At 73.4% G+C, this 23,935-nt stretch carries 24 protein-coding genes and 1 tRNA gene; 19 read left to right on the top strand and 6 right to left on the bottom strand.

All coding sequences use genetic code 11. The features are described 5' to 3' along the window. Positions 1–32: 32 nt before the first annotated feature. Positions 33–803 (top strand): SDR family NAD(P)-dependent oxidoreductase, encoded by a 771-nt coding sequence (locus tag CRP39_RS20460; protein WP_216359838.1) that lies wholly within the window; start codon positions 33–35, stop codon positions 801–803. 55 nt (positions 804–858) lie between these two features. Here the strand turns inward: CRP39_RS20460 and CRP39_RS20455 are convergent, their stop codons facing one another. The 5 genes from CRP39_RS20455 to CRP39_RS20435 all read right to left on the bottom strand — a co-directional run bounded on the left by CRP39_RS20455 (position 859) and on the right by CRP39_RS20435 (position 4,012). Continuing rightward, on the bottom strand, positions 859–1,587 hold the full coding sequence (locus CRP39_RS20455; RefSeq protein ID WP_097208240.1) for a GAF and ANTAR domain-containing protein: 729 nt from the start codon (positions 1,585–1,587) through the stop codon (positions 859–861). Positions 1,588–1,878: 291 nt separating this feature from the next. After that, the gene (locus tag CRP39_RS20450; RefSeq protein ID WP_097208239.1) at positions 1,879–2,160 is read right to left on the bottom strand and encodes a hypothetical protein; all 282 of its coding nucleotides are present in this window, start codon (positions 2,158–2,160) and stop codon (positions 1,879–1,881) included. 281 nt (positions 2,161–2,441) lie between these two features. Then, positions 2,442–2,513: transfer RNA gene (locus CRP39_RS20445), tRNA-Arg, on the bottom strand. A 57-nt stretch (positions 2,514–2,570) separates the two neighbouring features. Further along, positions 2,571–3,230, bottom strand: coding sequence for a DUF305 domain-containing protein (locus CRP39_RS20440; protein ID WP_097208238.1), 660 nt, complete (start codon positions 3,228–3,230; stop codon positions 2,571–2,573). Further along, positions 3,227–4,012, bottom strand: a complete 786-nt coding sequence (locus tag CRP39_RS20435; RefSeq protein ID WP_097208237.1) for a thioredoxin-like domain-containing protein — start codon at positions 4,010–4,012, stop codon at positions 3,227–3,229. The genes CRP39_RS20440 and CRP39_RS20435 overlap by 4 nt, the downstream gene beginning before the upstream one ends. A 207-nt stretch (positions 4,013–4,219) precedes the next feature. On the opposite strand from CRP39_RS20435, the gene argS reads away from it, so the two are divergent. From argS to CRP39_RS20375, 12 genes are all read left to right on the top strand, one after another. Further along, entirely contained in the window at positions 4,220–5,896 is a 1,677-nt protein-coding gene (argS, locus tag CRP39_RS20430) for an arginine--tRNA ligase (protein WP_097208236.1), read from the top strand. Continuing rightward, complete coding sequence (lysA, locus tag CRP39_RS20425; RefSeq protein ID WP_097208235.1) at positions 5,893–7,419, top strand: diaminopimelate decarboxylase; 1,527 nt, start codon at positions 5,893–5,895, stop codon at positions 7,417–7,419. Before argS ends, lysA begins: the two co-directional genes overlap by 4 nt. Then, the gene (locus tag CRP39_RS20420) at positions 7,416–8,720 is read left to right on the top strand and encodes a homoserine dehydrogenase (protein ID WP_097208234.1); all 1,305 of its coding nucleotides are present in this window, start codon (positions 7,416–7,418) and stop codon (positions 8,718–8,720) included. The genes lysA and CRP39_RS20420 overlap by 4 nt, the downstream gene beginning before the upstream one ends. Then, complete coding sequence (thrC, locus tag CRP39_RS20415; protein WP_097208233.1) at positions 8,717–9,802, top strand: threonine synthase; 1,086 nt, start codon at positions 8,717–8,719, stop codon at positions 9,800–9,802. Before CRP39_RS20420 ends, thrC begins: the two co-directional genes overlap by 4 nt. Continuing rightward, positions 9,799–10,749, top strand: coding sequence for a homoserine kinase (gene thrB, locus CRP39_RS20410; RefSeq protein ID WP_097208232.1), 951 nt, complete (start codon positions 9,799–9,801; stop codon positions 10,747–10,749). The genes thrC and thrB overlap by 4 nt, the downstream gene beginning before the upstream one ends. A gap of 248 nt (positions 10,750–10,997) precedes the next feature. Then, positions 10,998–13,235, top strand: coding sequence for a transcription termination factor Rho (rho, locus tag CRP39_RS20405; protein WP_097208231.1), 2,238 nt, complete (start codon positions 10,998–11,000; stop codon positions 13,233–13,235). 179 nt (positions 13,236–13,414) lie between these two features. Then, on the top strand, positions 13,415–13,645 hold the full coding sequence (rpmE, locus tag CRP39_RS20400; protein WP_097208230.1) for a 50S ribosomal protein L31: 231 nt from the start codon (positions 13,415–13,417) through the stop codon (positions 13,643–13,645). 112 nt (positions 13,646–13,757) lie between these two features. Continuing rightward, positions 13,758–14,849, top strand: coding sequence for a peptide chain release factor 1 (gene prfA / locus CRP39_RS20395; protein WP_097208229.1), 1,092 nt, complete (start codon positions 13,758–13,760; stop codon positions 14,847–14,849). Continuing rightward, positions 14,846–15,706 (top strand): peptide chain release factor N(5)-glutamine methyltransferase, encoded by an 861-nt coding sequence (prmC, locus tag CRP39_RS20390; protein ID WP_097208228.1) that lies wholly within the window; start codon positions 14,846–14,848, stop codon positions 15,704–15,706. The genes prfA and prmC overlap by 4 nt, the downstream gene beginning before the upstream one ends. A gap of 14 nt (positions 15,707–15,720) precedes the next feature. Continuing rightward, positions 15,721–16,377 (top strand): L-threonylcarbamoyladenylate synthase, encoded by a 657-nt coding sequence (locus tag CRP39_RS20385; protein ID WP_245853993.1) that lies wholly within the window; start codon positions 15,721–15,723, stop codon positions 16,375–16,377. A 187-nt stretch (positions 16,378–16,564) separates the two neighbouring features. Next, complete coding sequence (locus tag CRP39_RS20380) at positions 16,565–17,818, top strand: glycosyltransferase family 4 protein (RefSeq protein ID WP_097208226.1); 1,254 nt, start codon at positions 16,565–16,567, stop codon at positions 17,816–17,818. Further along, positions 17,815–18,300 (top strand): Cg1360 family ATP-synthase-associated protein, encoded by a 486-nt coding sequence (locus CRP39_RS20375; RefSeq protein WP_097208225.1) that lies wholly within the window; start codon positions 17,815–17,817, stop codon positions 18,298–18,300. Before CRP39_RS20380 ends, CRP39_RS20375 begins: the two co-directional genes overlap by 4 nt. A gap of 97 nt (positions 18,301–18,397) precedes the next feature. On the opposite strand, the gene CRP39_RS28150 is transcribed toward CRP39_RS20375, so the two are convergent. Beyond that, positions 18,398–18,526, bottom strand: a complete 129-nt coding sequence (locus CRP39_RS28150; RefSeq protein WP_260180492.1) for a hypothetical protein — start codon at positions 18,524–18,526, stop codon at positions 18,398–18,400. A gap of 111 nt (positions 18,527–18,637) precedes the next feature. Here CRP39_RS28150 and atpB point away from each other — a divergent pair, with 111 nt between their 5' ends. From atpB to CRP39_RS20340, 6 genes are all read left to right on the top strand, one after another. Next, complete coding sequence (gene atpB / locus CRP39_RS20365; protein WP_097208224.1) at positions 18,638–19,465, top strand: F0F1 ATP synthase subunit A; 828 nt, start codon at positions 18,638–18,640, stop codon at positions 19,463–19,465. A 91-nt stretch (positions 19,466–19,556) separates the two neighbouring features. Then, positions 19,557–19,784: an ATP synthase F0 subunit C gene (atpE, locus tag CRP39_RS20360; protein WP_097208223.1), complete on the top strand. Its 228-nt coding sequence runs from the start codon at positions 19,557–19,559 to the stop codon at positions 19,782–19,784. A gap of 50 nt (positions 19,785–19,834) precedes the next feature. Then, a complete protein-coding gene (locus CRP39_RS20355; RefSeq protein WP_097208222.1) occupies positions 19,835–20,413 on the top strand; it encodes a F0F1 ATP synthase subunit B in 579 nt (192 codons plus the stop codon). After that, complete coding sequence (locus CRP39_RS20350) at positions 20,413–21,231, top strand: F0F1 ATP synthase subunit delta (RefSeq protein ID WP_097208221.1); 819 nt, start codon at positions 20,413–20,415, stop codon at positions 21,229–21,231. Before CRP39_RS20355 ends, CRP39_RS20350 begins: the two co-directional genes overlap by 1 nt. A 70-nt stretch (positions 21,232–21,301) precedes the next feature. Continuing rightward, positions 21,302–22,939 carry a F0F1 ATP synthase subunit alpha gene (gene atpA / locus CRP39_RS20345; RefSeq protein ID WP_097208220.1) on the top strand — a complete coding sequence of 546 codons (1,638 nt, stop codon included), beginning with the start codon at positions 21,302–21,304 and terminating at the stop codon, positions 22,937–22,939. 2 nt (positions 22,940–22,941) lie between these two features. After that, positions 22,942–23,913, top strand: coding sequence for a F0F1 ATP synthase subunit gamma (locus CRP39_RS20340; RefSeq protein ID WP_097208219.1), 972 nt, complete (start codon positions 22,942–22,944; stop codon positions 23,911–23,913). Positions 23,914–23,935: the final 22 nt, after the last annotated feature.

Genomic DNA, 23,935 nt, shown 5'->3' with positions numbered 1-23,935 from the left:
CGACCGGACCGACATCGACGACAGGAGCGCACGTGAGCGGCAGGACGATCCTCGACATGTTCCGGCTGGACGGTCGGGTGGCGATCGTGACGGGAGCGTCCTCCGGGCTGGGCGCGGTCTTCGCCCGGGCCCTCGCCGAGGCCGGCTGCGACGTCGCCCTCGGGGCCCGGCGGGAGGACCGGCTGGCCGGCACCCGGGAGGCGGTGGTGGCGGCCGGCCGGCGGGCGATCACCGTGCGCACCGACGTCTCCCGTCCCGAGGACTGCCAGGGCCTGGTGGACGCCGCGATGGCGGAGTTCGGGAGGGTCGACGTGCTGGTGAACAACGCCGGCGTCGGCACCGCGGTCCCGGCCACCCGCGAGACGCCCGAGCAGTTCCGGTCGGTCATCGACGTGAACCTCAACGGCTGCTACTGGATGGCCCAGGCCTGCGCGCGGGTCATGCAGCCGGGCAGCTCCATCGTGAACGTCTCCAGCATCCTGGGGCTGACGACGGCGGGCCTGCCACAGGCGGCGTACGCGGCGAGCAAGGCCGGCCTGATCGGCCTGACCCGTGACCTCGCCCAGCAGTGGACCGGCCGCAAGGGCATCCGGGTCAACGCCCTGGCCCCCGGCTTCTTCGAGTCGGAGATGACCGACCAGTACCCGGAGGGCTACATCGACAGCCAACTGTCCCGCGTGCTCGTCGGCCGCAAGGGAGACCCCGACGAGCTCGCCGCGGCGCTGGTGTTCCTGGTCAGCGACGCCGGCGGCTACGTCACCGGGACGACCCTGCCGGTCGAGGGCGGCCTGCTGACCAGCTGAGACGGCGGAGCTCCTACCGGCGTCGGGTCCTCCCGGGCAGAGCAGAGGGCGGCGGCTACGGGAGGCGGAGCTCGCCGGTCCGGACCAGGTCGTCGGCGATGTCGCGCAGCTTCCGGTTGGTCGTCATCGAGACCCGCGCCAGCAGCTGGAAGGCCTGGTCGGCGGTCACCTTGTAGCGCTCGATCAGGATGCCCTTGGCCTGGTCGATGACCGCTCGTGACTCCAGCGCGGCCTGCAGGTTGTCCGCCGTGTTCCGGGCGGACCGGTAGGCGTACAGGTTGCCGGCGGCGACCGCGGCGTACGGGGCGAACCGGGTGGCCACCGACCGGGTTGCCTCGTCGAAGGCGTCGGCGCGGCGGGCGTAGACCTTCAGCGCGCCGGTGACCTGCGCATCCTGGTCGATGGCCAGCGGGACGGACAGGGAGCTGAGGTTGCCGTGCTCGACGGCGCGCGGCGTGTAGTCGGGCCACCTGTCATCGGCTCGGGTGTCGGGGATCTCGGTCAGTTCGCCGGTGCGGGCCGCGTGCAGACAGGGGCCGTGCCCCCGCTCGTACTGGGTCTCGTCCAGGTCGGTGGCGAGCTCGCCGGTGGAGACCACCGTGGTCGGTCGGTCCTCGACCAGCAGCAACACCGAGGCCTCGGGGTTGCCGGGCATCACGGTCTTGGTCACGTCGGCGACCGTCTGCAGCAGGCTGTCCATCGACAGCTCGCGCAGGGACAGTCTGCCCAGGCGCTCGAGCGCCTCGGTGGGGTCGGCTGGTCGCGGGTTCTCGGTGTCGGCCACGGCGGGGCCTCCGGTTCTGCTGGCACCCGGGGCCGGCGACCTCGGTCGCGGACCCTGCGGGCCCGCTCGGGTACGCCGCTGCCCGACGCACGGTCGACGCTCGGTCATCCCGACGTCCGAGGGGCAACGTACGCGGGTTCGGGAACTCGCGCGTCGAACGTGTCACCGTCTGCCGAGATCACCGTGGGGATTCCGGAAGGCGCGTAGCGTCGCTGCCAGCCAGTGACGTTCACCAACGAGCATCACAGGTCAGGTCTCACCGGCACGACGTCCGCTGCAGGTGAGACCGCCCTATGCCGGCTGCGAATCGCCGAGGTCCTCCCGCTCCTCGCGGTCGTAGCGGGACTCGTAGAACCGTTCGCGGTTCTCCTCGGTGGGCCAGCCGTGAGCCCGCCCGTACTTCTGCACCGTGTTCGCCGACAGCCCCAGCTCGGCGACCGACCGCACCGAGGCGCCGTTCTTCAGCGCCTGGGCGACGGCCGTCTCCAGCGTCTCCTGCGCCGTCCGTACGCCTGCCACAGCGGCGCGGACCCGCGCGGCGTCGACCTCGGTGGCCGGTCGCGGATCGGGCACGCCAGCAGACCAGGACCGCGGCGATCGTGTCACCACCCGGCACGATCGCCGACCCCCGTGACGGATGGCGTCCGCGGCTGCGACGAGGAGGGCCAGCACCTGGCCGACGACGCGCGTGGTCCGGACGGTGCGACGTCCCCCCAGACGGCGAGCACAGTGGCACCCTGAAAACAGCAGAAAGGCCCCGCCAGGACCCGTCGTCGGGGCCCGCGGGGCCTTTCTGCGTCGTGCCGGTGGCCAACGGTCAGGCCCCGGAGAGACCAACGGTCAGCACTGGTGGGTGCCCCCGGCAGGATTCGAACCTGCGCACCCGCCTCCGGAGGGCGGTGCTCTATCCCCTGAGCTACGGGGGCTCGCGGTGGGGCGAGGAAGAAGTTACCAGCCCCCGGCGGCGACCCCGACGGCGGCTCTCAGGGGGCCGGGAGCGGGGTGCCGCCGCGGGCGGTGAGCATCCGCGTCATCGTCGTCACCTCGGCGGCCTGCGTCTCCGCGATCGAACGGGCCAGCGTGGCGACGGCGGGCTCGGTGGCGTGCGCGGCGGTGTACTCCGCCATGTCCTCGCCGCCCTGGTGGTGGCGGATCATCAGCCGCAGGAACTGGACGTCGAACTCGGTGCCCGACAGCCTACGCAGCTCGGCCAGCTCCTCCTCCGTGGCCATCCCCGGCATGAGCCCGCCGGCCGTGTCGTGCCCGCCGTGCGCCATCGCGGGGTCGTCCATCCAGGCCATGGTCTCCCCGCCCGACGGCGGCAGGCCCCACAGCGACAGCCAGCCCTGCATGCGGCCGACCTGGTTGGTCTGGGTGGCGGAGATGTCGAAGGCCAGCTGGCGGACCTCGGGGTCGGTGCTGCGCTCGAGGGCCAGGTTGGCCATCTCCACGCCCTGCAGGTGGTGACGGGCCATGTCCCGGGAGAACCCGGCGTCCACCGAGTCGGCGGTGGGGGTGGCCGCGGCGTCGTCCCGGCCGATGCCCACGGCGACCGCGATGCCCCCGCCGAGCAGCACCAGGCCGACGGCGATCACCGCCAGGAGCGCCGTCCGCAGCCCGCGGGCGTGCCCGTCGGCGGTCACGGGGTGCCGGTCTCGGCCCCGGCGTCCGGCGTGGTCGGGGCGTCGGTGGTCATCGCGTCGCTGCCGCGGCTGCCGTCGTCCACGGTCAGGGGGTCGCTGATGAACTGGGGGTTCTCGCAGCTCGCGCCGACCTCCGGGTAGAACTCGGCGTTGAACGTCATGAAGTCGGCGAACTGCACGATCCGCTCGTCGGTCGCGGAGTCCACCTTCAGCTGGTGGTTCCAGGACTGCACGCTGACGGGGGAGTCCTGGCCGGCGTAGGGGGAGAGCATCCGGCCGGACTCCTCGGCGGCCTCGGCCAGCGTGGCGATGTCGTCTGCGGAGACGGCCTCGGGGTCGTAGGTGATCCAGACCGCGCCGTGCTCCATGCTGTGCACGGCGTTCTCGTGCCGGATGTCCACGTCGTAGACGGTGCCGGTGCAGTCGGCCCACTCGCCGTCGTGCGGCCCACCCACCGGCGGGGACTGCTCGTACTGCACGGGCGTGGTCACGTGCTCCTGCCCGGCGTCGTAGTCGAAGGTCTGCACGCCCGCGATCTCGTCGACCGAGTCGACCCGCGCCTCGTCGGCCTCGCGGACCTGCACCACCGCGTAGGTGATGACGGCGGCGGCGAACACCACGACGGCCACCGCGGCGGCGATCAGGCCCCAGGGGCGCTGTGGGCTCACCACGTTCGTGACCGGCGGCCGCGTGCGACCGCCCGCGCCCGGCCGCCCGCCGGCACCCGGCTTGCCGGACCCGCCGCGTGCGCGGCCGTCCTGGGGCTTACGGTCCTTGGCCACGGCCTGCTCCTCGTGCTCGGTCCTCGGGGACCGTGCGACGTGTCGGTCCGGGCGAGCGCCCGCGCCGGACACCGGCCCCGGGGGATCGGGCCGTGTGCCCCTCCCCGGGCGGCCAGTCTAGGGCGGCGGCCTGGCAGCCCCCTGGGGGGCGCGGCCCGTCCGGGGACGGCCCCTGGGCCCGGGATCCGCGGTCAGTACGCTCGTGCGGTGACACCGGAGCAGTTGCGCGACGTCGTCCGGACCGCCGTGGCCGCCGCCGTCGAGCGCGGCGTGCTGTCGGTCGAGGTCCCCGACGACGTCCTCGTCGAGCGGCCCAAGAACCCCGAGCACGGCGACTACGCCACCAACATCGCCCTGCGGCTGGCCAAGCCCGCCGGGCAGCCGCCGCGCGCGGTCGCCGAGGCCCTCGCGGAGCAGTTGCGCGCCCAGCCCGGCATCGCGTCGGTCGACGTGGCCGGCCCGGGCTTCCTCAACATCACCCTCGCCCAGGGTGCGCTCGGCCGGATCGCCGTCGACGCGGTGACCGCGGGGGAGGCCTACGGCCGCACCGACACCCTCGCCGGCCAGCGGCTGAACCTGGAGTTCGTCTCGGCCAACCCGACCGGCCCGGTCACCCTCGGCTCGACCCGCTGGGCCGCCGTCGGCGACGCGCTGGCCCGCCTGCTGGAGGCCAGCGGCGCGGAGGTGAGCCGGGAGTACTACGTCAACGACGCCGGGGCGCAGATCGTGCGGTTCGGGCGCAGTCTGCAGGCGACGGCGCTGGGCCGGCCGGTCCCGGAGGACGGCTACCAGGGCGACTACGTCGAGACGGTCGCCCAGCAGGTGGTCGCCGCCGAGCCGGGCCTGCTGGAGCGGCCCGAGGACGAGCAGCTGACCGTCTTCGCCGAGCGCGGCGTCGAGGCGATGGTCGCCGACATCCGCGCCACCCTCGACGGCTTCGGCGTCCACTTCGACACGTTCTTCTCCGAGCGGACGCTGCACACCTCCGGTGCGCTGGAGAAGGCCGTCGCCACGCTGCGCGAGCAGGGGCACGTCTACGAGGCCGACGACGCCATCTGGCTGCGGACGACGGACTTCGGCGACGACAAGGACCGCGTGCTGGTCAAGAACGACGGCGAGCCGACCTACTTCGCCGCCGACTGCGCCTACTACCTGGACAAGCGGGCGCGCGGGTTCGACCGGGTCGTGATCATGCTGGGCGCGGACCACTCCGGGTACGTCGGCCGGTACAAGGCGCTGGTGGCCGCCGCGGGCGACGACCCCGGCACCCACCTCGAGATCCTCATCGGCCAGCTGGTCAACCTCGTGCGCGACGGCGAGCCGGTGCGGATGAGCAAGCGCAAGGGCAACTTCGTGCTGCTCACCGACCTCGTCGACGCCGTCGGCACCGATGCCGCCCGCTACGCGCTCGCCCGCGCCTCGGTCGACCAGCAGATCGACATCGACGCCGACCTGTGGAGCCGGCAGACCAACGACAACCCGGTCTTCTACGTGCAGTACGCGCACGCCCGGATCTCCTCGGTGCTGCGCAACGCCGCCGACCTCGGTCTGGCTTCGAGCCTCGACCCGCCCACCCCGGCCGGCGCCGTCGACCCCGGCCAGCTGACCCACGAGCGGGAGAACGACCTGCTGCGGGCGATCGGCGAGTTCCCCCGGGTGGTGTCCTCGGCCGCGGAGCTGCGCGCCCCGCACCGGGTGGCCCGCTACCTCGAGGAGCTGGCCGGCACCTACCACCGGTTCTACGACTCCTGCCGGGTGCTGCCGCGCGGTGACGAGGAGCCCACCGCCCTGACCACCGCCCGGCTGTGGCTGTGCGCGGCGACCGCGGTGGTGCTCCGCAACGGCCTCGGTGTCCTCGGCGTGAGCGCCCCGGAGCGGATGTGAGGGCGCACCCGGCCGGCCCGCTGCACGGCGGGCTCACCCCGCCGTCGGCAGCTGGCGCCCCGCCGGAGGACCTCGGGACGCTCGACGCCGCGGTGTGGCCGCGCTCGGCGACGCGGGTCGACGGCGAGCTGCACCTCGGCGGCCGGCCGGTCACCGAGCTGGCCCGCGCGCACGGCACGCCGCTGTTCGTCCTCGACGAGGACGACTTCCGGGGCCGGGCGGCGGACTTCGCCGCGGCGTTCGAGGGCGCCGACGTGCACTACGCCTCCAAGGCGTTCCTCTGCGGGCAGGTGGCCCGCTGGATCGCCGAGGACGGCTTGCACCTGGACGCCTGCTCGGGCAACGAGCTGGCCCTCGCGCTGGCCGCCGGCTTCCCGGCCGAGCGGATCGCGCTGCACGGCAACAACAAGTCGCTGGTCGAGCTGCAGCTGGCCGTCGACGCCGGCATCGGCCACGTCGTCCTCGACTCCTTCGACGAGATCGAGCGGCTGGTGCCGCTGGCCGCCGCGCGGGTGGCCGCCGGAGGCACCGCGGTGCCGGTGCTGATCCGGGCCACCGTCGGGATCGAGGCGCACACCCACGAGTTCATCGCCACCGCGCACGAGGACCAGAAGTTCGGCTTCTCGCTGGCCACCGGGGACGCGCTGACCGCCGCGGTGCGGGTGATCCGCGAGCCGGCCCTGCGGCTGACCGGGCTGCACAGCCACATCGGTTCGCAGATCTTCGACACCGCCGGCTTCGAGGCCGCCGCCCACCGGGTGGTCGGGCTCATGGGGCAGATCGCGCAGGCGACGGGGGAGGTGCTGGCCGAGCTCAACCTCGGCGGCGGGTTCGGCATCGCCTACCTCGCCGAGGACGACCCGGTGACCCCGTCCGACGTCGCCGCGCGGCTGCGCGCGGTCGTCGCCGCGGAGTGCGCGGCGCTTGACCTGCCGGTGCCGCGGCTGGCCGTCGAGCCGGGACGGGCCATCGCCGGCCCCGGGACGGTCACGCTGTACGAGATCGGCACCATCAAGCCGGTGCGGCTGGGGGCCAGCGGCGCGCCGGGGACGCCCCTCGTGCGCAACTACGTCTCCGTCGACGGGGGGATGAGCGACAACATCCGCACCGCCCTCTACGACGCCGCCTACACGTGCGTGCTGGCCAACCGGGTCTCCACCGCGCCGCCGGCCCTGTGCCGGGTGGTGGGCAAGCACTGCGAGAGCGGGGACGTCCTGGTGCGTGACCTGTGGCTGCCGTCGGACGTGCAGGCCGGCGACCTGCTCGCCGTCGCCGCGACCGGCGCGTACTGCTGGTCGATGGCCAGCAACTACAACTACCTGCTCAAGCCCCCGGTGGTGGCGGTGCGGGAGGGCGTCGCCACGGAGGTCGTGCGACGTCAGACACTGTCGGACGTGTTCGCCCTCGATGCCGTCCTCGCTGACGTGCCCGCGCCCTCGCCGGCGATCGACCAGCCGGCCCCCGAGAACCCGGCCGGAGCCCGCTCGACGGGCGCCGGGGTCGGCGTGGAGGTCCGGTCGTGACGACGCCGCTGAAGGTCGCGCTGCTCGGCTGCGGAACCGTCGGCAGCGACGTGCTCCGCCTGCTCGAGGACCAGTCCGGGGACCTCGCCGCCCGCATCGGCCGGCCGGTCGAGGTCGCCGGGGTCGCCGTCCGCCGTCCCGACCGGCACCCCGACGTCCCCGCCGCCCTGCTGACCACCGACGCCGAGGCCCTGGTCACCCGCCCGGACGTCGACCTCGTCGTCGAGGTCATCGGCGGGATCGAGCCGGCGCGGTCGCTGTTGATGGCGGCCTTCGAGGCCGGCAAGTCGGTGGTGAGCGCGAACAAGGCGCTGCTCGCCGACGACGGCTCAGCCCTGCACGCCGCGGCCGCCAAGGCAGGCGTGGACCTCTACTACGAGGCCGCGGTCGCCGGGGCCATCCCGCTGCTGCGCCCGCTGCGCGAGTCGCTGGCCGGTGACCAGCTGCGCCGCGTCGTCGGCATCGTCAACGGGACGACGAACTACATCCTCTCCCGCATGGCCGAGACCGGGCACGGGTTCACCGAGGCACTGGCCGAGGCGACCGAGCTGGGCTACGCCGAGGCCGACCCGACCGCCGACGTCGACGGGTTCGACGCGGCGGCGAAGGCCGCGATCCTCGCGTCGCTGGCGTTCCACACCGAGGTCACCGCCGCCGACGTCTACCGCGAGGGCATCTCGGCGGTGACGGCGACCGACGTCGCCCGCGCCGCGGAGATCGGCTGCACGGTGAAGCTGCTGGCCATCTGCGAGCGGGTCACCGCCGACGACGGCGACGCCGCGTCGGACTCGGTCGCCGTCCGCGTGCACCCGGCGATGATCCCGACGACGCACCCGCTGGCCGCCGTCGGCGGCGCGTTCAACGCCGTCTTCGTCGAGGCCGAGGCGGCCGGGCAGCTGATGTTCTACGGCCAGGGCGCCGGCGGCCGGCCGACGGCCAGTGCCGTCCTCGGCGACCTGGTCGCCGTGGCGCGCAACCGCGTCGCCGGCGTGGCCGGGCCCGGGGTGACCACGTACGCGGGCCTGCCGGCCCGGCCCATCGCCGAGACCCCGACCCGCTACCACGTCAGCCTCGACGTCGCGGACAAGCCCGGCGTGCTGGCGACGGTGGCGCAGGAGTTCGCCCGCCACGGCGTCAGCATCGCCACCGTGCGCCAGGACGGGCACGGGGACGCCGCGACGCTGGTCATCGTGACCCACAGCGCCCCGGACGCCGCCCTGTCGGCGACCGTCGCCGCGCTGCGGGAGATGCCCGCCGTCCGTGGCGTGACCAGCATCCTGCGTGTGGAGGGACTCTCATGACCACCCAGCTGCCCGTGCGGGGCACCGTCTCGCCGTACTGGCCCGGGCTCATCGAGGCCTACCGCTCCCGGCTGCCGGTCAGCGACAGCACGCCCGTGGTGACGCTGCAGGAGGGCGCGACCCCCCTGGTGCCGGCGCAGGAGATCTCCCGGCGCACCGGCTGCGACGTCTACCTCAAGGTGGAGGGCGCCAACCCGACCGGGTCGTTCAAGGACCGCGGGATGACGATGGCCATCACCAAGGCCGTCGAGGAGGGCTCGCAGGCGGTCATCTGCGCCTCCACGGGCAACACCAGCGCCAGCGCCGCCGCCTACGCCGCCCGGGCCGGGCTGGTCTGCGCCGTCCTGGTGCCCCAGGGCAAGATCGCGCTCGGCAAGCTGGCCCAGGCCCTGGTGCACGGCGCGAAGCTGCTGCAGGTCGACGGCAACTTCGACGACTGCCTGGCGCTGGCCAGCAAGCTCGCGATCGACTACCCGGTCAGCCTGGTCAACAGCGTCAACCAGTTCCGCATCGAGGGGCAGAAGACGGCCTCGTTCGAGATCGTCGACGTCCTCGGCGACGCCCCGGACATCCACTGCCTGCCGGTCGGCAACGCCGGCAACATCACCGCCTACTGGCAGGGCTACCGTGAGTACGCCGACGACGGCACCGCCTCGCAGCGCCCCCGCATGTGGGGCTTCCAGGCGGCCGGCGCCGCACCGATCGTCACCGGCCAGGTCGTCGAGCACCCGCAGACGATCGCCACCGCGATCCGCATCGGGAACCCCGCGTCGTGGACGAAGGCCCTGGCCGCCCGCGACGAGTCCGGCGGCCTCATCGACAGCGTCACCGACCGCGAGATCCTCGCCGCCTACCGGCTGCTGGCGCGCAGCGAGGCGGTCTTCGTCGAGCCCGCGTCGGCCGCGTCGGTCGCCGGGCTGCTCAAGGTGGCGCAGGCCGGCGGGCTCGAGCCCGGGCAGCGCGTGGTCTGCACGGTGACCGGCAACGGCCTCAAGGACCCGGAGTGGGCCATCTCCGGTGCCCCCGCGCCGGTGACCGTCCCGGTCGACGCGGCCGTCGCCGCGGCGCAGCTGGGCCTGTGAGCGCACCGGCCGGCGATGCGGTGCGGGTGCGTGTCCCCGCCACCAGCGCGAACCTCGGCCCCGCGTTCGACTGCGCCGGCCTGGCCCTGGCCCGACACGACGTCCTGGAGTTCAGCACCGCCGCCGGCGGGCTGGAGGTCGTGATGACCGGCGAGGGCGCGCACAGCCTGCCCGCCGACGAGTCGCACCTGGTGGTCCGGGCATTCCGCGCGGCCTGTGACCGGCTGGGCTGGCGGCCGTCCGGGCTGCGGGTGGTCGCGGAGAACACCATCCCGCAGGGGCGGGGGATGGGCTCGTCCGCGGCCGCCGTCGTCGCCGGGATCGTCGGGGCGTGGGCCCTGTGCCCGGACGTCGAGGACGTCGACCTCGACGCCGCGCTCGGCCTGGCCACCGAGATGGAGGGGCACCCGGACAACGTCGCGCCGTGCCTCCTCGGCGGGGCGACCCTGTCGTGGACGACGCCCGGCGGGGCACGGGCCGAGCGGCTGGCGGTGCACCCCGACGTCGTCCCCGTCGTCCTCGTGCCGCCGGGGACGCTGTCGACGCACGTGGCCCGCAGCCTGCTGCCCGAGCTGGTGCCGCACGCGGACGCCGTGTTCAACGCCTCCCGGGCGGCGCTGCTCACGCACGCCCTGACCACCGCGCCGGCGCTGCTGCTCGACGCCACCGACGACCGGCTGCACCAGCGGCAGCGCGCCGCCGCGATGCCCGACACCCTGGCCGTGCTCGAGCGGCTGCGCGCCGCCGGCCACGCGGCCGTCGTCTCCGGTGCCGGGCCCAGCGTCCTGGTCCTGGCCCGCCGGCTCGACGGTGAGGTGGGGGAGGAGCCGGGCGCGGTGCGCACGGTGGCCGATCTCACCCCTCAGGGGTGGGCGGTGCTGCCACTCGACGTCGACGCCGGCGGTGCTGCCGTGCTGGACCGGGGCGTTCAGGTATCGTCTCGGTAACGAGGAACACACCGGTACTCACCAGTGTTGTCGTGTTCGTGAGCGCGGTTTAGGCTCACGGCGTAGCCGCCCCCAGGGGCGAGCCTCGCGCGGGGCGTTGCAGACGTATCCATTCCGTCGCCGCAGATTCCGCCCCGCACCTCATCGATCCCGTTCTCCCTGCTGTCCCGCTCCCGAGCCGGACCGAGGGAGGGCCGGCTCACCCCCTGCGCTGGTAGGCGCAGGTCTCCGCAGGGAAGGACCTGTACGTGAGCGAGACCACCGACCTCGTCGCCGCGCCGCAGAGCGCGGGGACCGACGAGGCATCTGCCGCTTCTGGGACGACGGGCCGCACCCGTCGCCGCGGCAGCGGGCTGTCCGGCATGTTGTTGCCCGAGTTGCAGCGGCTGGCGGCCGAGCTCGGCATCTCCGGCACCGGCCGGATGCGCAAGGGCGACCTCGTCGCCGCGATCTCCGCCCGCCAGGTCGGCGGCGAGGGCGCCGGCAACGCGCCAGCCGCCCCGGCCGAGGGCCGGACTCCCACCGGCACCCCGACGGCCCGCGCCGCGAGCACCGACAGCACCCAGGGCGCCGACGCCGCCCGCGGTGTCGCCGCCACGGCCGCGCCGCTCGAGGCGCCCGTCAGCGGTGGGGCCAACGGGGGCCCGGTGACCGCGCCGGCCGCTGCTCCCGAGACCCCCGCCGAGGCCGCTCCCCGTCGGCGTCGTGCCGCCAGCCGTCCCGCCGGCGCCCCCGCCGTGGACGGCGGAGCTGCGTCCCCGGCAGCCCCGGCCACGGACTCCCCGGCTCCCGCAGCCGCCGTGCCGGCCGCCGAGCCGCGCACCGAGGCGCCGGCCGCCGAGCCGCGCACCGAGCCGCCGGCCGCCGACAGCACCACCGCGCCGGAGAAGGCCGACGGCGACCGCGTGGACGGCGAACGTCCGCAGCGCAGCCGCGACCGTGGCGAGCGCGGCAACCGCACCCGCGGCGACCGCGACGGCAACCGCGAGAGCGGGAACCGGGACGGTGGCGACCGCGCCGAGCGGGGCGCCCGCGACAACCGCGAGAGCGGCAACCGGGACGGTGGCGACCGCGCCGAGCGGGGCAACCGCGAGAACCGCGACGGCCGGGACGGCACCCGTGACGGCAACCGCGGCCCGGACCGCAACGAGCGCAACGACCGCGGCGGGCGTCCGGAGAACCGGAACGACACCCGCAACGACCGGGGCGGGAACGACCGCAACGACGAGGACGACGACGACTTCGAGGGCGGTCGCGGCCGCCGCGGCCGCCGCTACCGGGACCGCAACCGCCGGGGCACCACGGGCCGCGAGCGTTTCGACCAGGGCGAGCCGACCGTCAGCGAGGACGACGTCCTGCTCCCGGTCGCCGGCATCCTCGACGTGCTGGACAACTACGCCTTCGTCCGGACGTCGGGGTACCTGACCGGCCCGAACGACGTGTACGTGTCGCTGTCACAGGTGCGCCGCTACGGCCTGCGCCGCGGTGACGCCATCACCGGCGCCGTCCGGCAGCCGCGCGAGGGCGAGCGCAAGGACAAGTACAACGCGCTGGTCCGGCTGGACACGGTCAACGGCCTGGACCCCGAGCAGGCCCGCCAGCGCCCGGAGTTCACCAAGCTGACCCCGCTCTACCCGCAGGAGCGCCTGCGGCTGGAGACCGAGCCGCACCAGCTGACCACCCGGGTCATCGACCTGGTCATGCCGATCGGCAAGGGGCAGCGCGCCCTCATCGTCAGCCCGCCCAAGGCCGGCAAGACGATGGTGCTGCAGGCGATCGCCAACGCGATCACCACGAACAACCCCGAGTGCCACCTCATGGTCGTCCTCGTCGACGAGCGGCCCGAGGAGGTCACCGACATGCAGCGCTCGGTGAAGGGCGAGGTCATCGCCTCGACCTTCGACCGGCCGCCGTCGGACCACACCACGGTCGCCGAGCTGTCCATCGAGCGGGCCAAGCGGCTGGTCGAGATGGGCCACGACGTCGTCGTCCTGCTGGACTCGATCACCCGCCTGGGCCGCGCCTACAACCTGGCGGCCCCGGCCAGCGGGCGCATCCTCTCCGGCGGTGTCGACTCCACGGCGCTCTACCCGCCCAAGCGCTTCCTCGGTGCCGCCCGCAACATCGAGAACGGCGGCTCGCTCACCATCATCGCCTCGGCGCTGGTGGAGACCGGGTCCACGATGGACACGGTCATCTTCGAGGAGTTCAAGGGCACCGGTAACGCGGAGATCAAGCTCGACCGCCGGCTGGCGGACAAGCGGGTCTTCCCGGCCGTGGACGTCAACGCGTCGGGCACGCGCAAGGAGGAGATCCTCATGTCGCCCGACGAGCTGGCCATCGTCATCAAGCTGCGCCGGGTGCTCGCCGCGCTCGAGCCCCAGCAGGCCCTCGAGCTGCTGCTGGACAAGCTCAAGAAGACGCGGAACAACATCGAGTTCCTCATGCAGATCCAGAAGACGACGCTCGGCCCCGGCAACGACTGAACGACCCCGCTGCCCCCCGCCGCTCCCGAGCTCGCCGCGGGACCCTGCAGCGGGGCCACTCGCCGGCGGGGCTCGCGCGTCAGGGATACTGAGCGACTGAGCCCCGCTGCGCGGCCGGAATGCCCGGCCGGCCGCCGGCGTTCGACCACCTGAACGACACAGACCCCGGAAGAGGCGACATGAAGCCCGGAATCCACCCCGACTACCACACCACCACGGTGACCTGTGGTTGCGGGAACACCTTCACCACCCGCAGCACGGCAGCCGGCGGCACGCTGACCGTCGAGACCTGCTCCGCCTGCCACCCCTTCTACACGGGCAAGCAGCGGATCCTGGACACCGGTGGCCGCGTCGCCCGCTTCGAGAAGCGGTTCGGCAAGCGCAACGCCGGCACCGGCGCCGAGAAGTAGCACTCCCGACGGCGCCCGCCCCACCACATGCGGTGGGGCGGGCGCCGTCGTCGTGTCCGCCCCCGTTCGTGCACCTCCGCGGATGTGCACGCGCACTGGAAGGCCCCAGCCGATGAGCAGCACCACCGAGGCCGGGTCGGGCGGGCAGCCCGATCGCCTGAGCGGGCTGCTGGCCGAGCACGCCGCCCTGGAGTCCGAGCTCGCCGACCCCGGCGTCCACGCCGATGCCGGCCGGGCCCGCCGGCTGGGCCGCCGCTACGCGCAGCTGGCGCCGCTGGTCGAGACCGCGCGCGCCCTGGACGCCGCCCGCGACGACCTCGCCGCCGCGCGCGAGCTGACCGTCGAGGACGACTCCTTCGCCGCGGAGGCCACGACGCTGGAGCAGCGGGTCGTCGAGCTCGAGGAGCGGCTGCGCGAACAGCTGCTCCCGAAGGACCCCGACGACGACAAGGACGTCATCCTCGAGATCAAGGCAGGGGAGGGCGGTGCGGAGTCGGCGCTGTTCGCCGGCGACCTGCTGCGCATGTACCTGCGCTACGCCGAGCGCCGCGGCTGGTCGGCGGAGGTCATCGACGCCGTCGACGCCGACCTCGGCGGGTACAAGGACGTCTCGGTCGCCATCAAGTCCCGCACTGACGAGGGCATCTGGTCGCGGCTGAAGTTCGAGGGCGGCGTGCACCGTGTGCAGCGCGTGCCGGTCACCGAGTCCCAGGGCCGCATCCACACCTCGGCGGCCGGGGTCCTGGTGCTGCCGGAGGCCGAGGAGGTCGACGTCACCGTGGACCCGGGCGACCTGCGCATCGACGTCTTCCGGTCGTCCGGCCCCGGCGGGCAGAGCGTGAACACCACCGACTCCGCCGTCCGGATCACCCACCTGCCGAGCGGCATCGTGGTCAGCTGCCAGAACGAGAAGAGTCAGCTGCAGAACCGCGAGTCCGCGCTGCGCATCCTGCGGTCGCGGCTGCTGGCCGCTGCCCGCGAGCAGGCCGCCGCCACGGCCAGCGACCAGCGGCGCAGCCAGGTCCGCACGGTCGACCGCAGCGAGCGGGTGCGCACCTACAACTTCCCGGAGAACCGGATCTCCGACCACCGGGTGGGCTTCAAGGCGCACAACCTGGACGCCGTGCTCGACGGTGAGCTCGACCCGGTCATCGACGCGCTGACCCGCGCGCACACCGCCGAGCTGCTGGCGGTCGGCTCCTGAACACCCGGGGGCTGCTCGCCGTCGCCGTCCGCCGGCTCACCGACGCCGGGGTCGAGTCCCCACGTGTGGACGCCGAGCTGCTGCTCGCCCACGTCCTCGACGTGCCCCGGACCCGGCTGCTGACCCTCGACGAGGTGGGCGACGAGGCCGCGGCCCGCTTCGCCGCGTTGCTGGACCTGCGGACCGGGCGGGTGCCGCTGCAGCACCTCACCGGCCGCGCTCCCTTCCGGCACCTGGAGCTCGCCGTCGGCCCGGGCGTGTTCGTGCCGCGGCCGGAGACCGAGCTGCTCGTCGAGTGGGCGCTCGAGCGGCTCGCGGGGCGGCCCGCACCTGTCGTCGTCGACCTGGGGGCCGGGTCCGGCGCCATCGCGCTGTCCATCGCGCACGAGCACCCCGGCGGCCGTGTGCTCGCCGTCGAGCGTGACGCCGGCGCGATCGAGTGGACCCGCCACAACGCGGCCTCGCGGGCCGCGGCGGGGGACCGCCCGGTCGAGGTCCTGGCCGGTGACATGACCTCGCCGCGGCTGCTGACCGAGCTCGACGGCGCCGTCGACCTCGTCGTCTCCAACCCGCCCTACGTGCCCGACGGCGCCCGGGTGCCGCGGGAGGTCGCCGACCACGACCCGCCGCTGGCGCTGTGGGGCGGCCCCGACGGCCTCGACGTCGTCCGGGGCCTGCTGCGCACCGCCGCGCGGCTGCTGCGCCCCGGCGGCCACCTCGGCATCGAGCACGCCGACCAGCAGGGCAGTGCGCTGCCCACGCTGGTGCGCGGGCACGGCGGCTTCGACGACGTCGCCGACCACCCCGACCTCGCCGGCCGGCCCCGCTTCACCACGGCCCGACGCGCGGCGGGATGACAGACTCCGGCCTCGTGGCCCCACCTCCGACCCCGGTGACCTACGACTGCTCCGACCCCGACGCCCGCGCCGCCGGGCTGGACGCCGCGACGGCGGCGATCGGCCGCGGCGAACTGGTGCTGCTGCCGACCGACACCGTCTACGGCGTCGCCGCCGACGCCTTCACCCCGGCGGCGGTGATGTCCCTGCTGGCCGCCAAGAACCGGGGGCGGACCATGCCGGTCCCGGTCCTCGTCGGTGAGGCCTCCACGCTGGCCGGGCTGGTGCGCACCGTGCCCGAGGCAGCCACCCGGCTCGCGGAGGCGTTCTGGCCCGGCGGCCTCACCCTCGTCCTCGAGCACGCGCCGTCCCTGGCCTGGGACCTCGGGGACGCCGAGGGCACCGTCGCGGTCCGCCTGCCCGACGACGGCGTCGCCCGCGACCTGCTGCGCCGCACCGGCCCGCTGGCGGTCTCCAGCGCCAACCGCTCCGGCCGCCCGGCCGCGACCACCGCTGACGAGGCGGTCGCGCAACTGGGCATGCACGCGGCCGTCGTCCTCGACGGCGGACCCCGGTCGCAGTCGGCTCCCAGCACCATCGTCGACTGCACCGGACCGGTGCCGCGGGTGCTCCGGATCGGCGCCGTCCCGGTCGACCGGCTGCGTGACCTCGTGCCGGAACTCACGGACTGACGGAGGCTCGCGCGGCCGCAGGACCCCGCGCCGTCGGGCTGATCGCTCGTCCGGAGAGATACCGTGGAGCGACCGTCCGACGCCGAAACCCGGGAGACCCGCCGCGATGAGCACGCCCTCCTCGGGTCCCTCCGCCGGCCGGACGGCCGCGAGCGGGAGCCGGACCGCCGCCGGTCTCGCCTGAACCATGCGCGAGTACGTCGTCGTCCTGCTCACCGCCGGGCTGGTCACCTTCCTGGCCACCCCGGTGGTGCGGATGGCGGCGATCCGGCTGCGGATGATGGCCGCGCCGCGCGAGCGCGACGTGCACGTGATCCCCACCCCGCGGGGCGGTGGCGTGGCCATGTACCTGGGCGTCGCCGCCGCGATCCTGGTGGCGACCCGGCTGCCGGCGCTGCAACGCACCTTCGAGGACTCGCAGACCTTCGCCGTGCTGGTCGCCGGCGGGCTGATCTGTGCCCTCGGTGTGCTCGACGACAAGTTCGGGCTCGACGCGCTCACCAAGCTGACCGGCCAGATCGCCGCGGCGGGCGTCATGGTCCTGCTCGGTGTGCAGCTCGCGTTCGTGTTCCTGCCGGTGGCCGACATCGGGACGCTGTCGCTGGGACCCGACATCGGCGTCCCGCTGACCATCCTGCTGACGGTGCTGACCGTCAACGCGCTCAACTTCATCGACGGCCTCGACGGGCTGGCCGCCGGCGTGTCCGCCGTCGCCGCCCTGGCCTTCTTCGCCTACAGCTACAACCTCGGCCTGGTCGGCTACGACGAGGTGGCCAGCGCTCCCGCCCTGATCACCGCCGTCCTCGCCGGCGCGTGCCTGGGGTTCCTCCCGCACAACTTCAGCCCGGCCCGCATCTTCATGGGCGACTCCGGGTCGATGCTCGTCGGGCTCATGCTCTCCGCCGCCGCGGTCACCGCGACCGGCCGGGTGGACCCGCAGTCGTTCGACTCCGCGGCCAACCTGCTGCCGCTGGCGCTGCCGCTGCTCGTGCCGATCGCCGTCCTCTCCATCCCGTTCATCGACCTGGTCCTCGCCGTGATCCGCCGCAGCCTGCGCGGCCAGTCGCCGTTCTCACCGGACAAGATGCACCTGCACCACCGGCTGCTGGCCATCGGCCACTCGCACCGGCGCGCGGTGCTCGTCATGTACTTCTGGGCGGCGCTGCTGTCCTTCGGGGCGGTCGCGCTGTCGATCACCGGGGGACAGGCGGAGCTGCTGGTCGCGATCGGCGTGCTGCTCGTGGTCGGCGTCGTCGTCGTCCTGAGCCCGCGGGCCCGCCGCGCGGCGCGGGAGGCGCGCGCTGCGGATCTCGCCGCGCAGCGCCGGCGCAGCCGGGCCGACCACCCCACGGCGCGGTCCCTCCGCGCCGCCTCGACCGTCCCCGACCGCACCGACGAGCCCTCCCCGCGCGCCGCGGGGGCGGGGCAGGGAGTCCGATGACCGGCACCGACACCTCCACCGAGGCCCCCTGGGACCTCTCCTTCCTCCGGGTGGGGGCCCTGGTCAGCGCAGCGCTCACCGCCGTGGCCGCCCCCGTCGCGGGGCTGCTGGCCGGATGGGACGACGCTGCCGGGGTCCTGGTCGGCGCCCTGGTGGTGACCGCCTTCTTCGTCGTCTCCGGCGTGGTCGTCGCCTGGGCGGGCAGGGTCAACGACGCGTTCACCCTGCCGGCGGCGCTGGGCGCCTTCTTCGTCAAGGCACTGGTGCTGTTCGCGGTGCTGAACGCGCTGCCCGAGGAGGGATGGCTGGACCGCCTGACGCTGGCCTGGACGGTCATCGTGGGGGCGCTGCTGTGGAGTGCCGTCCAACTGCGCTGGGTGTGGACCCGTCCGCTCTACTACGTGCAGCCGCCGGCGCCACCCGTGGCACGGACGGATTCCCCCGTAGGCGTGGACCCGGACGGGCCCGCGGAACGCGGCTGATAGTGTCCCCGCCGATGGCCGAGGACAACCCCGCACGTGGGGACGCTCGGCCCCGACCTGTGAGTCCGGCGCGGCAGGGCAGTGGTGCTGAGACGGGCTACGCGGTCATCGGGACGTTGATCTCCGGGATGGCCGTGTGGGGCGGGGCCGGGTGGCTGCTCGACCAGTGGCTGGACACGCGCGTGTTCTTCCCGGTCGGCATCATCTTCGGCATGGCAGTGGCCATCTACCTGGTGGTCGCTCGCTATGGCGCCGTCGACCCGCCATCGGGGGGACGGCGCACAGGAACGACCCCGGGCGGACGACGGAGCCGGCCCAGGACGGAGAAGGGACAACGGTGACCTCCAGCGCCCTCGCGCTAGGGAACGTGCTCGCCGCCGAGAGTGGCGGTGGCGACGGCTTCCAGGCCCCCGGACTGGGTGAGTTCTACCCCGAGGTGGTCGCCAGCTTCTCGCTGTTCGGCATCGCCTTCGAGATCACCCGGATCACGATCATCCTCTGGGTGGCCACCCTGGCGTTGATCGCCTTCCTCGTGGCGACGGTGCGCAAGCCGTCCATCGTGCCGGGGAAGCTCCAGTTCGTCGGTGAATCCGGCTACTCGCTGGTCCGCGACGGCATCGCCCGAGACGTCGTCGGGCCGAAGGGGCTGCCGTTCGCGCCGTTCCTCGCCTCGCTCTTCTTCTTCATCCTGGCGAACAACCTGATGGCGATCATCCCGTTCGCGCAGATCTCGCCGATGTCGAAGTTCGCCTTCCCGCTGGTGCTCGCCGCCATCTGCTGGGTGATGTACATCTGGATCGGCATCCGGGAGCAGGGCGCCGGGAAGTACTTCAAGGACATCCTGTTCCTGCCCGGCGTGCCGAAGCCCATGTACGTCCTGGTGACGCCCATCGAGATCCTGCAGAACTTCGTGGTCCGGCCGTTCACGCTCGCCGTCCGGCTCTTCGCGAACATGTTCGCCGGCCACATGCTGCTGGTGGTGTTCTCGCTCGGTGCGGTCTACCTGTTCCAGGTCGGCAACTACTCGATGATCTTCGGCCCGATCTCGGCCCTGATGGCGATCGTGATGACCTTCTTCGAACTGCTGGTCATCTTCCTGCAGGCCTACGTCTTCACCGTCCTGATGGGCACGTACCTAAACGGGTCGATCGAGGCCGAGCACTGACCCGGACCACCCCCTTGAACCGCACCACCCCGCACGACCCCGCCAGCCGCCCGGTACCCGCCGGGCGACGACGAAGGAGGAACACCCCGTAATGGACGCTCTGGCAGAACTGACCGGCAGCATCGGCTCGGTCGGCTACGGCCTCGCCGCGATCGGCCCCGGTATCGGTGTCGGTATCGTCTGGGCCGCCTACATCCAGGCGACCGCCCGGCAGCCCGAGTCGGCCGGCCTGACCCGCACCTACGCGTTCCTCGGGTTCGCCCTCTCGGAGGCGCTGGCGCTGATCGGCTTCGTCGTCCCCTTCGTCTTCGGTACCTGATCCGTACCGCCTGAGTACGGTCACCGACTCCAGACAGGGACATCGAGAGCATGAGCATCCTGGCTGCGGAGAGCGCGAACCCGCTCCTTCCGCCCTTGGGCGAGATCATCATCGGCCTGATCGCGTTCGCGATCGTGCTGTTCGTGATGTTCAAGTTCGTTGCACCGCGCTTCGAGCAGGTCTTCCGGGCCCGCCGTGAGGCGATCGAGGGGGGCATCGAGCGTGCGGAGGCGATGCAGGCCGAGGCGCAGGCATCGCTGGAGCAGTACCGGGCGCAGCTGGCCGAGGCCCGCACCGAGGCCGCGCAGATCCGCGACCAGGCGCGTGCCGAGGGCCAGCAGATCCTCGAGGAGCTGCGGGCCCAGGCCCAGCAGGAGTCCGCACGGATCGTCGCCCGTGGCGAGGAGCAGCTCGCGGCCTCCCGCCAGCAGGTCCTCAACGAGCTGCGCGGCCACATCGGCTCGCTCGCCGTCGATCTCGCCGGCCGCGTGGTCGGGGAGTCGCTGGAGGACGACGCGCGTCGTCGGGGCACCGTCGACCGATTCCTCGACCAGCTCGACGGCATGGCGGCCGGCTCGCCCGATGGGCGCACTGGCAGCTCGGTGTACGCCCCGGAGGGCAACCGCTGATGGACGCCTCCAGCCGGGCGGCGCTCGCGCAGTCGCGCGAGCGCCTGATCGATCGGACCAGCGGCGCCACCGGTGAGTCCCTCGTCGGCCTCGCCGAGGAGCTGTTCGCCGTGGCCCGTCTGCTCGACGGACACATCGCGCTGCGCCGCGCGATGTCGGACCCGTCCGGCTCGCCGGCCGAACGGGCGGCACTGGCCCGCCGGGTGCTCGGCGGCAAGGTCTCCGAGGCCGCCCTCGACCTGGTCGAGACGGTCGCCCGGCAGCGCTGGTCGCGGCCGCTGGACCTGGTCGAGGCCACCGAGACGCTCGCCACGGAGGCGGCGCTCGACGCCGCCTCCGCCCGCGGGGAGCTCGACGGCGTGGAGGACGAGCTCTTCCGCTTCGGGCGCATCGTCGCCGGGAACGCCGAGCTCTCGCGCATCCTCAGCGACCGTGCGGCTCCGGCCGAGGGGAAGACCGCCCTCATCGAGCGGCTGCTGACGGGGCGGGTCAGCCCGGTCACCGTCCTGCTGCTGCGCAGCCACCTCACCGGTCGCACCGTCGGCAACGCCGCGACGGTCGTCGAGCGGCTCTCCGAGGCGGCGTCCGGTCGTCGTGGCCACTCCGTGGCCCGCGTGACCACCGCCGTCCCGCTGACCGTCGCGCAGGAGCGCCGGCTGACCGACGTGCTCAGCCGCCTCTACGGCCGGGCGATGGGGCTGCAGGTGACCGTGGACCCCGACGTCCTCGGTGGCCTGGTGATCCGCGTCGGTGACGAGGTCATCGACGGCAGCATCGCCCACCGGCTCGAGGCCGCCGGCCGACGGCTGGTCGGCTGACACCCGCGCCGACCCGCCGCCCCCAGTCCAGCAGACATTCACGACCCCAGCAGGGAAGAGGACGCAGACCATGGCCGAGCTGACGATCTCCGCAGACGAGATCCGCAGTGCCATCCAGAACTACGTCACCGACTACACCCCGGACGTCTCCCGGGAAGAGGTCGGCATCGTCACCGAGGCCGGCGACGGCATCGCCCGGGTCGAGGGCCTGCCCTCGGTCATGACCAACGAGCTGCTCGAGTTCGAGAGCGGCGTCCGCGGCCTGGCCCTGAACCTGGACGTGCGCGAGGTCGGTGTGGTCGTCCTCGGCGACTTCGCCGGCATCGAGGAGGGGCAGCAGGTCCGCCGCACCGGCGAGGTGCTCTCGGTGCCCGTCGGCGACGGCTACCTCGGTCGCGTCGTGGACCCGCTGGGCAACCCGATCGACGGTGCCGGCCCGATCGCCACCACCGGCCGCCGCGCCCTGGAGCTGCAGGCGCCGACCGTGGTCCAGCGGCAGTCGGTGCACGAGCCGATGCAGACCGGCATCAAGGCCATCGACGCGATGACGCCGATCGGCCGTGGTCAGCGGCAGCTGGTGATCGGTGACCGCCAGACCGGCAAGACGGCGATCGTCACCGACACGATCATCAACCAGAAGCAGGCCTGGGCGACCGGTGACCCGTCGCAGCAGGTGCGCTGCATCTACGTCGCGGTGGGCCAGAAGGGCTCCACGATCGCCGCCATCCGCTCCGCCCTCGAGGAGGCCGGCGCGATGGAGTACACGACCATCGTCGCCGCCCCGGCGTCCGAGGCCGCTGGCTTCAAGTACATCGCCCCCTACACCGGCTCGGCGATCGGCCAGCACTGGATGTACGAGGGCAAGCACGTCCTGATCGTCTTCGACGACCTGTCCAAGCAGGCCGAGGCCTACCGCGCGGTCTCCCTCCTGCTGCGCCGCCCGCCGGGGCGCGAGGCCTACCCCGGCGACGTCTTCTACTTGCACTCCCGGCTCCTCGAGCGCTGCGCGAAGCTCTCCGACGAGCTCGGCGCCGGCTCGATGACCGGCCTGCCGCTGATCGAGACCAAGGGCAACGACGTGTCGGCGTACATCCCGACCAACGTCATCTCGATCACCGACGGGCAGATCTTCCTCGAGACCGGTCTGTTCAACTCCGGCGTCCGCCCGGCGATCAACGTCGGCATCTCGGTGTCCCGGGTCGGCGGCTCAGCGCAGATCAAGGCGATGAAGTCCGTCGCCGGGCGCCTGCGGCTGGACCTGGCGCAGTTCCGCGAGCTCGAGGCCTTCGCCTCCTTCTCCTCGGACCTGGACGCCTCCAGCCGGGCCACCCTGGAGCGCGGCCAGCGGCTGGTGGAGCTGCTCAAGCAGGGCCAGTACCAGCCGTACCCCGTCGAGCGCGAGGTCGTCTCCATCTGGCTGGGCACCACCGGCAAGCTGGACAAGGTGCCGGTGCCGGAGGTCCGTCGCTTCGAGGCCGAGTTCCTCGAGTACATCGGTCGCGGCGACAACGGCATCTACGACGAGATCCGCCAGACCAAGGCGCTGGGTGAGGACGCCGTCCGCAGCCTGGAGTCCGCGATCGAGGAGTTCTACCGCCAGTTCCAGACCTCCGACGGCGGGACGCTGCACATCAACGAGCCCGAGGCCGAGGCGATGGACGCGTCCGAGCGTGGCCAGGAGCGCGTCCAGGTCAAGCGGAGCGCCTGACCGTGGCCGGCAACCTCCGCGCGCTGCGGCGCCGCATCCGCTCCACGCAGTCGACGAAGAAGATCTTCTCGGCGCAGGAGCTGATCGCCGGTGCCCGCATCGTGCGCGCCCAGGCCCGGGTGGAGGCGTCCAAGCCCTACGCCCGGGAGATCACGCGGGTCCTGTCGGCGCTGGCGTCCTCGGCGTCCCTGGACCATCCGCTGCTGACTGAGCGGCAGAACCCCCGCCGGGCGGCGGTCCTCGTGATCACCTCCGACCGCGGGTTCGCCGGCTCGTACAACGTGAACGTGCTGCGCCGTACCGAGGAGCTGCTGTCGCTGCTCCGTCAGGAGGGCAAGGAGCCGGTCCTCTACGTGGTCGGCCGGAAGGGGGAGACCTACTACTCCTTCCGCAACCGCGAGATGGCCGAGACCTTCACCGGCTTCTCCGAGCAGCCCAACTACCCCGATGCCCAGCGCGTGGGGGAGGTCCTCATCGACGCCTTCACCGCCGGTGAGGACGACGACGAGACCGGTGCGGGCGCCGACGGCGTCATCGGTGTGGACGAGCTGCACATCGTCTACACCGAGTTCCGGTCGCTGCTCTCCCAGGTCCCGGTCGCCAAGCGGATGGCCCCGCTGGAGGTCGAGGAGGTCGAGGAGTTCGACTACGAGCGGGAGGACCGCGAGCACGGGGTCACCGGCGACAGCGGTGTGCCGACGTCCTACGAGTTCGAGCCGTCGGCCGAGGCCCTGCTCGACGCCCTGCTGCCGAAGTACGTGACCACCCGGATCTTCGCGGCGATGCTGGAGTCGGCGGCCTCGGAGTCGGCGTCGCGGCGGCGGGCGATGAAGTCGGCGTCGGACAACGCCGAGGAACTGGCGAAGAACCTCTCCCGGCAGGCCAACCAGGCCCGTCAGGCCGAGATCACCCAGGAGATCAGCGAGATCGTCGGCGGTGCCGACGCGCTCGTGTCGGCCGGCGCCGACGACTGACCCCCTCCCCGCCGCGGCGGGG

It is taken from the genome of Geodermatophilus sabuli, assembly GCF_900215145.1.
GTDB lineage: Bacteria > Actinomycetota > Actinomycetes > Mycobacteriales > Geodermatophilaceae > Geodermatophilus > Geodermatophilus sabuli.
This window is presented reverse-complemented; position numbering and strand designations above follow the sequence as displayed.

Excerpts from the sequence above, each read along its gene's own strand:
- thrC (WP_097208233.1), top strand. The coding sequence starts at position 8,717 with ATGACCACCCAGCTGCCCGTGCGGGGCACCGTCTCGCCGTACTGGCCC.
- rpmE (WP_097208230.1), top strand. The coding sequence starts at position 13,415 with ATGAAGCCCGGAATCCACCCCGACTACCACACCACCACGGTGACCTGT.
- prfA (WP_097208229.1), top strand. The coding sequence starts at position 13,758 with ATGAGCAGCACCACCGAGGCCGGGTCGGGCGGGCAGCCCGATCGCCTG.
- CRP39_RS20380 (WP_097208226.1), top strand. The coding sequence starts at position 16,565 with ATGCGCGAGTACGTCGTCGTCCTGCTCACCGCCGGGCTGGTCACCTTC.
- CRP39_RS20375 (WP_097208225.1), top strand. The coding sequence starts at position 17,815 with ATGACCGGCACCGACACCTCCACCGAGGCCCCCTGGGACCTCTCCTTC.
- CRP39_RS28150 (WP_260180492.1), bottom strand. The coding sequence starts at position 18,526 with ATGGCCACTGCCATGCCGAAGATGATGCCGACCGGGAAGAACACGCGC.
- atpE (WP_097208223.1), top strand. The coding sequence starts at position 19,557 with ATGGACGCTCTGGCAGAACTGACCGGCAGCATCGGCTCGGTCGGCTAC.
- CRP39_RS20355 (WP_097208222.1), top strand. The coding sequence starts at position 19,835 with ATGAGCATCCTGGCTGCGGAGAGCGCGAACCCGCTCCTTCCGCCCTTG.
- CRP39_RS20350 (WP_097208221.1), top strand. The coding sequence starts at position 20,413 with ATGGACGCCTCCAGCCGGGCGGCGCTCGCGCAGTCGCGCGAGCGCCTG.
- atpA (WP_097208220.1), top strand. The coding sequence starts at position 21,302 with ATGGCCGAGCTGACGATCTCCGCAGACGAGATCCGCAGTGCCATCCAG.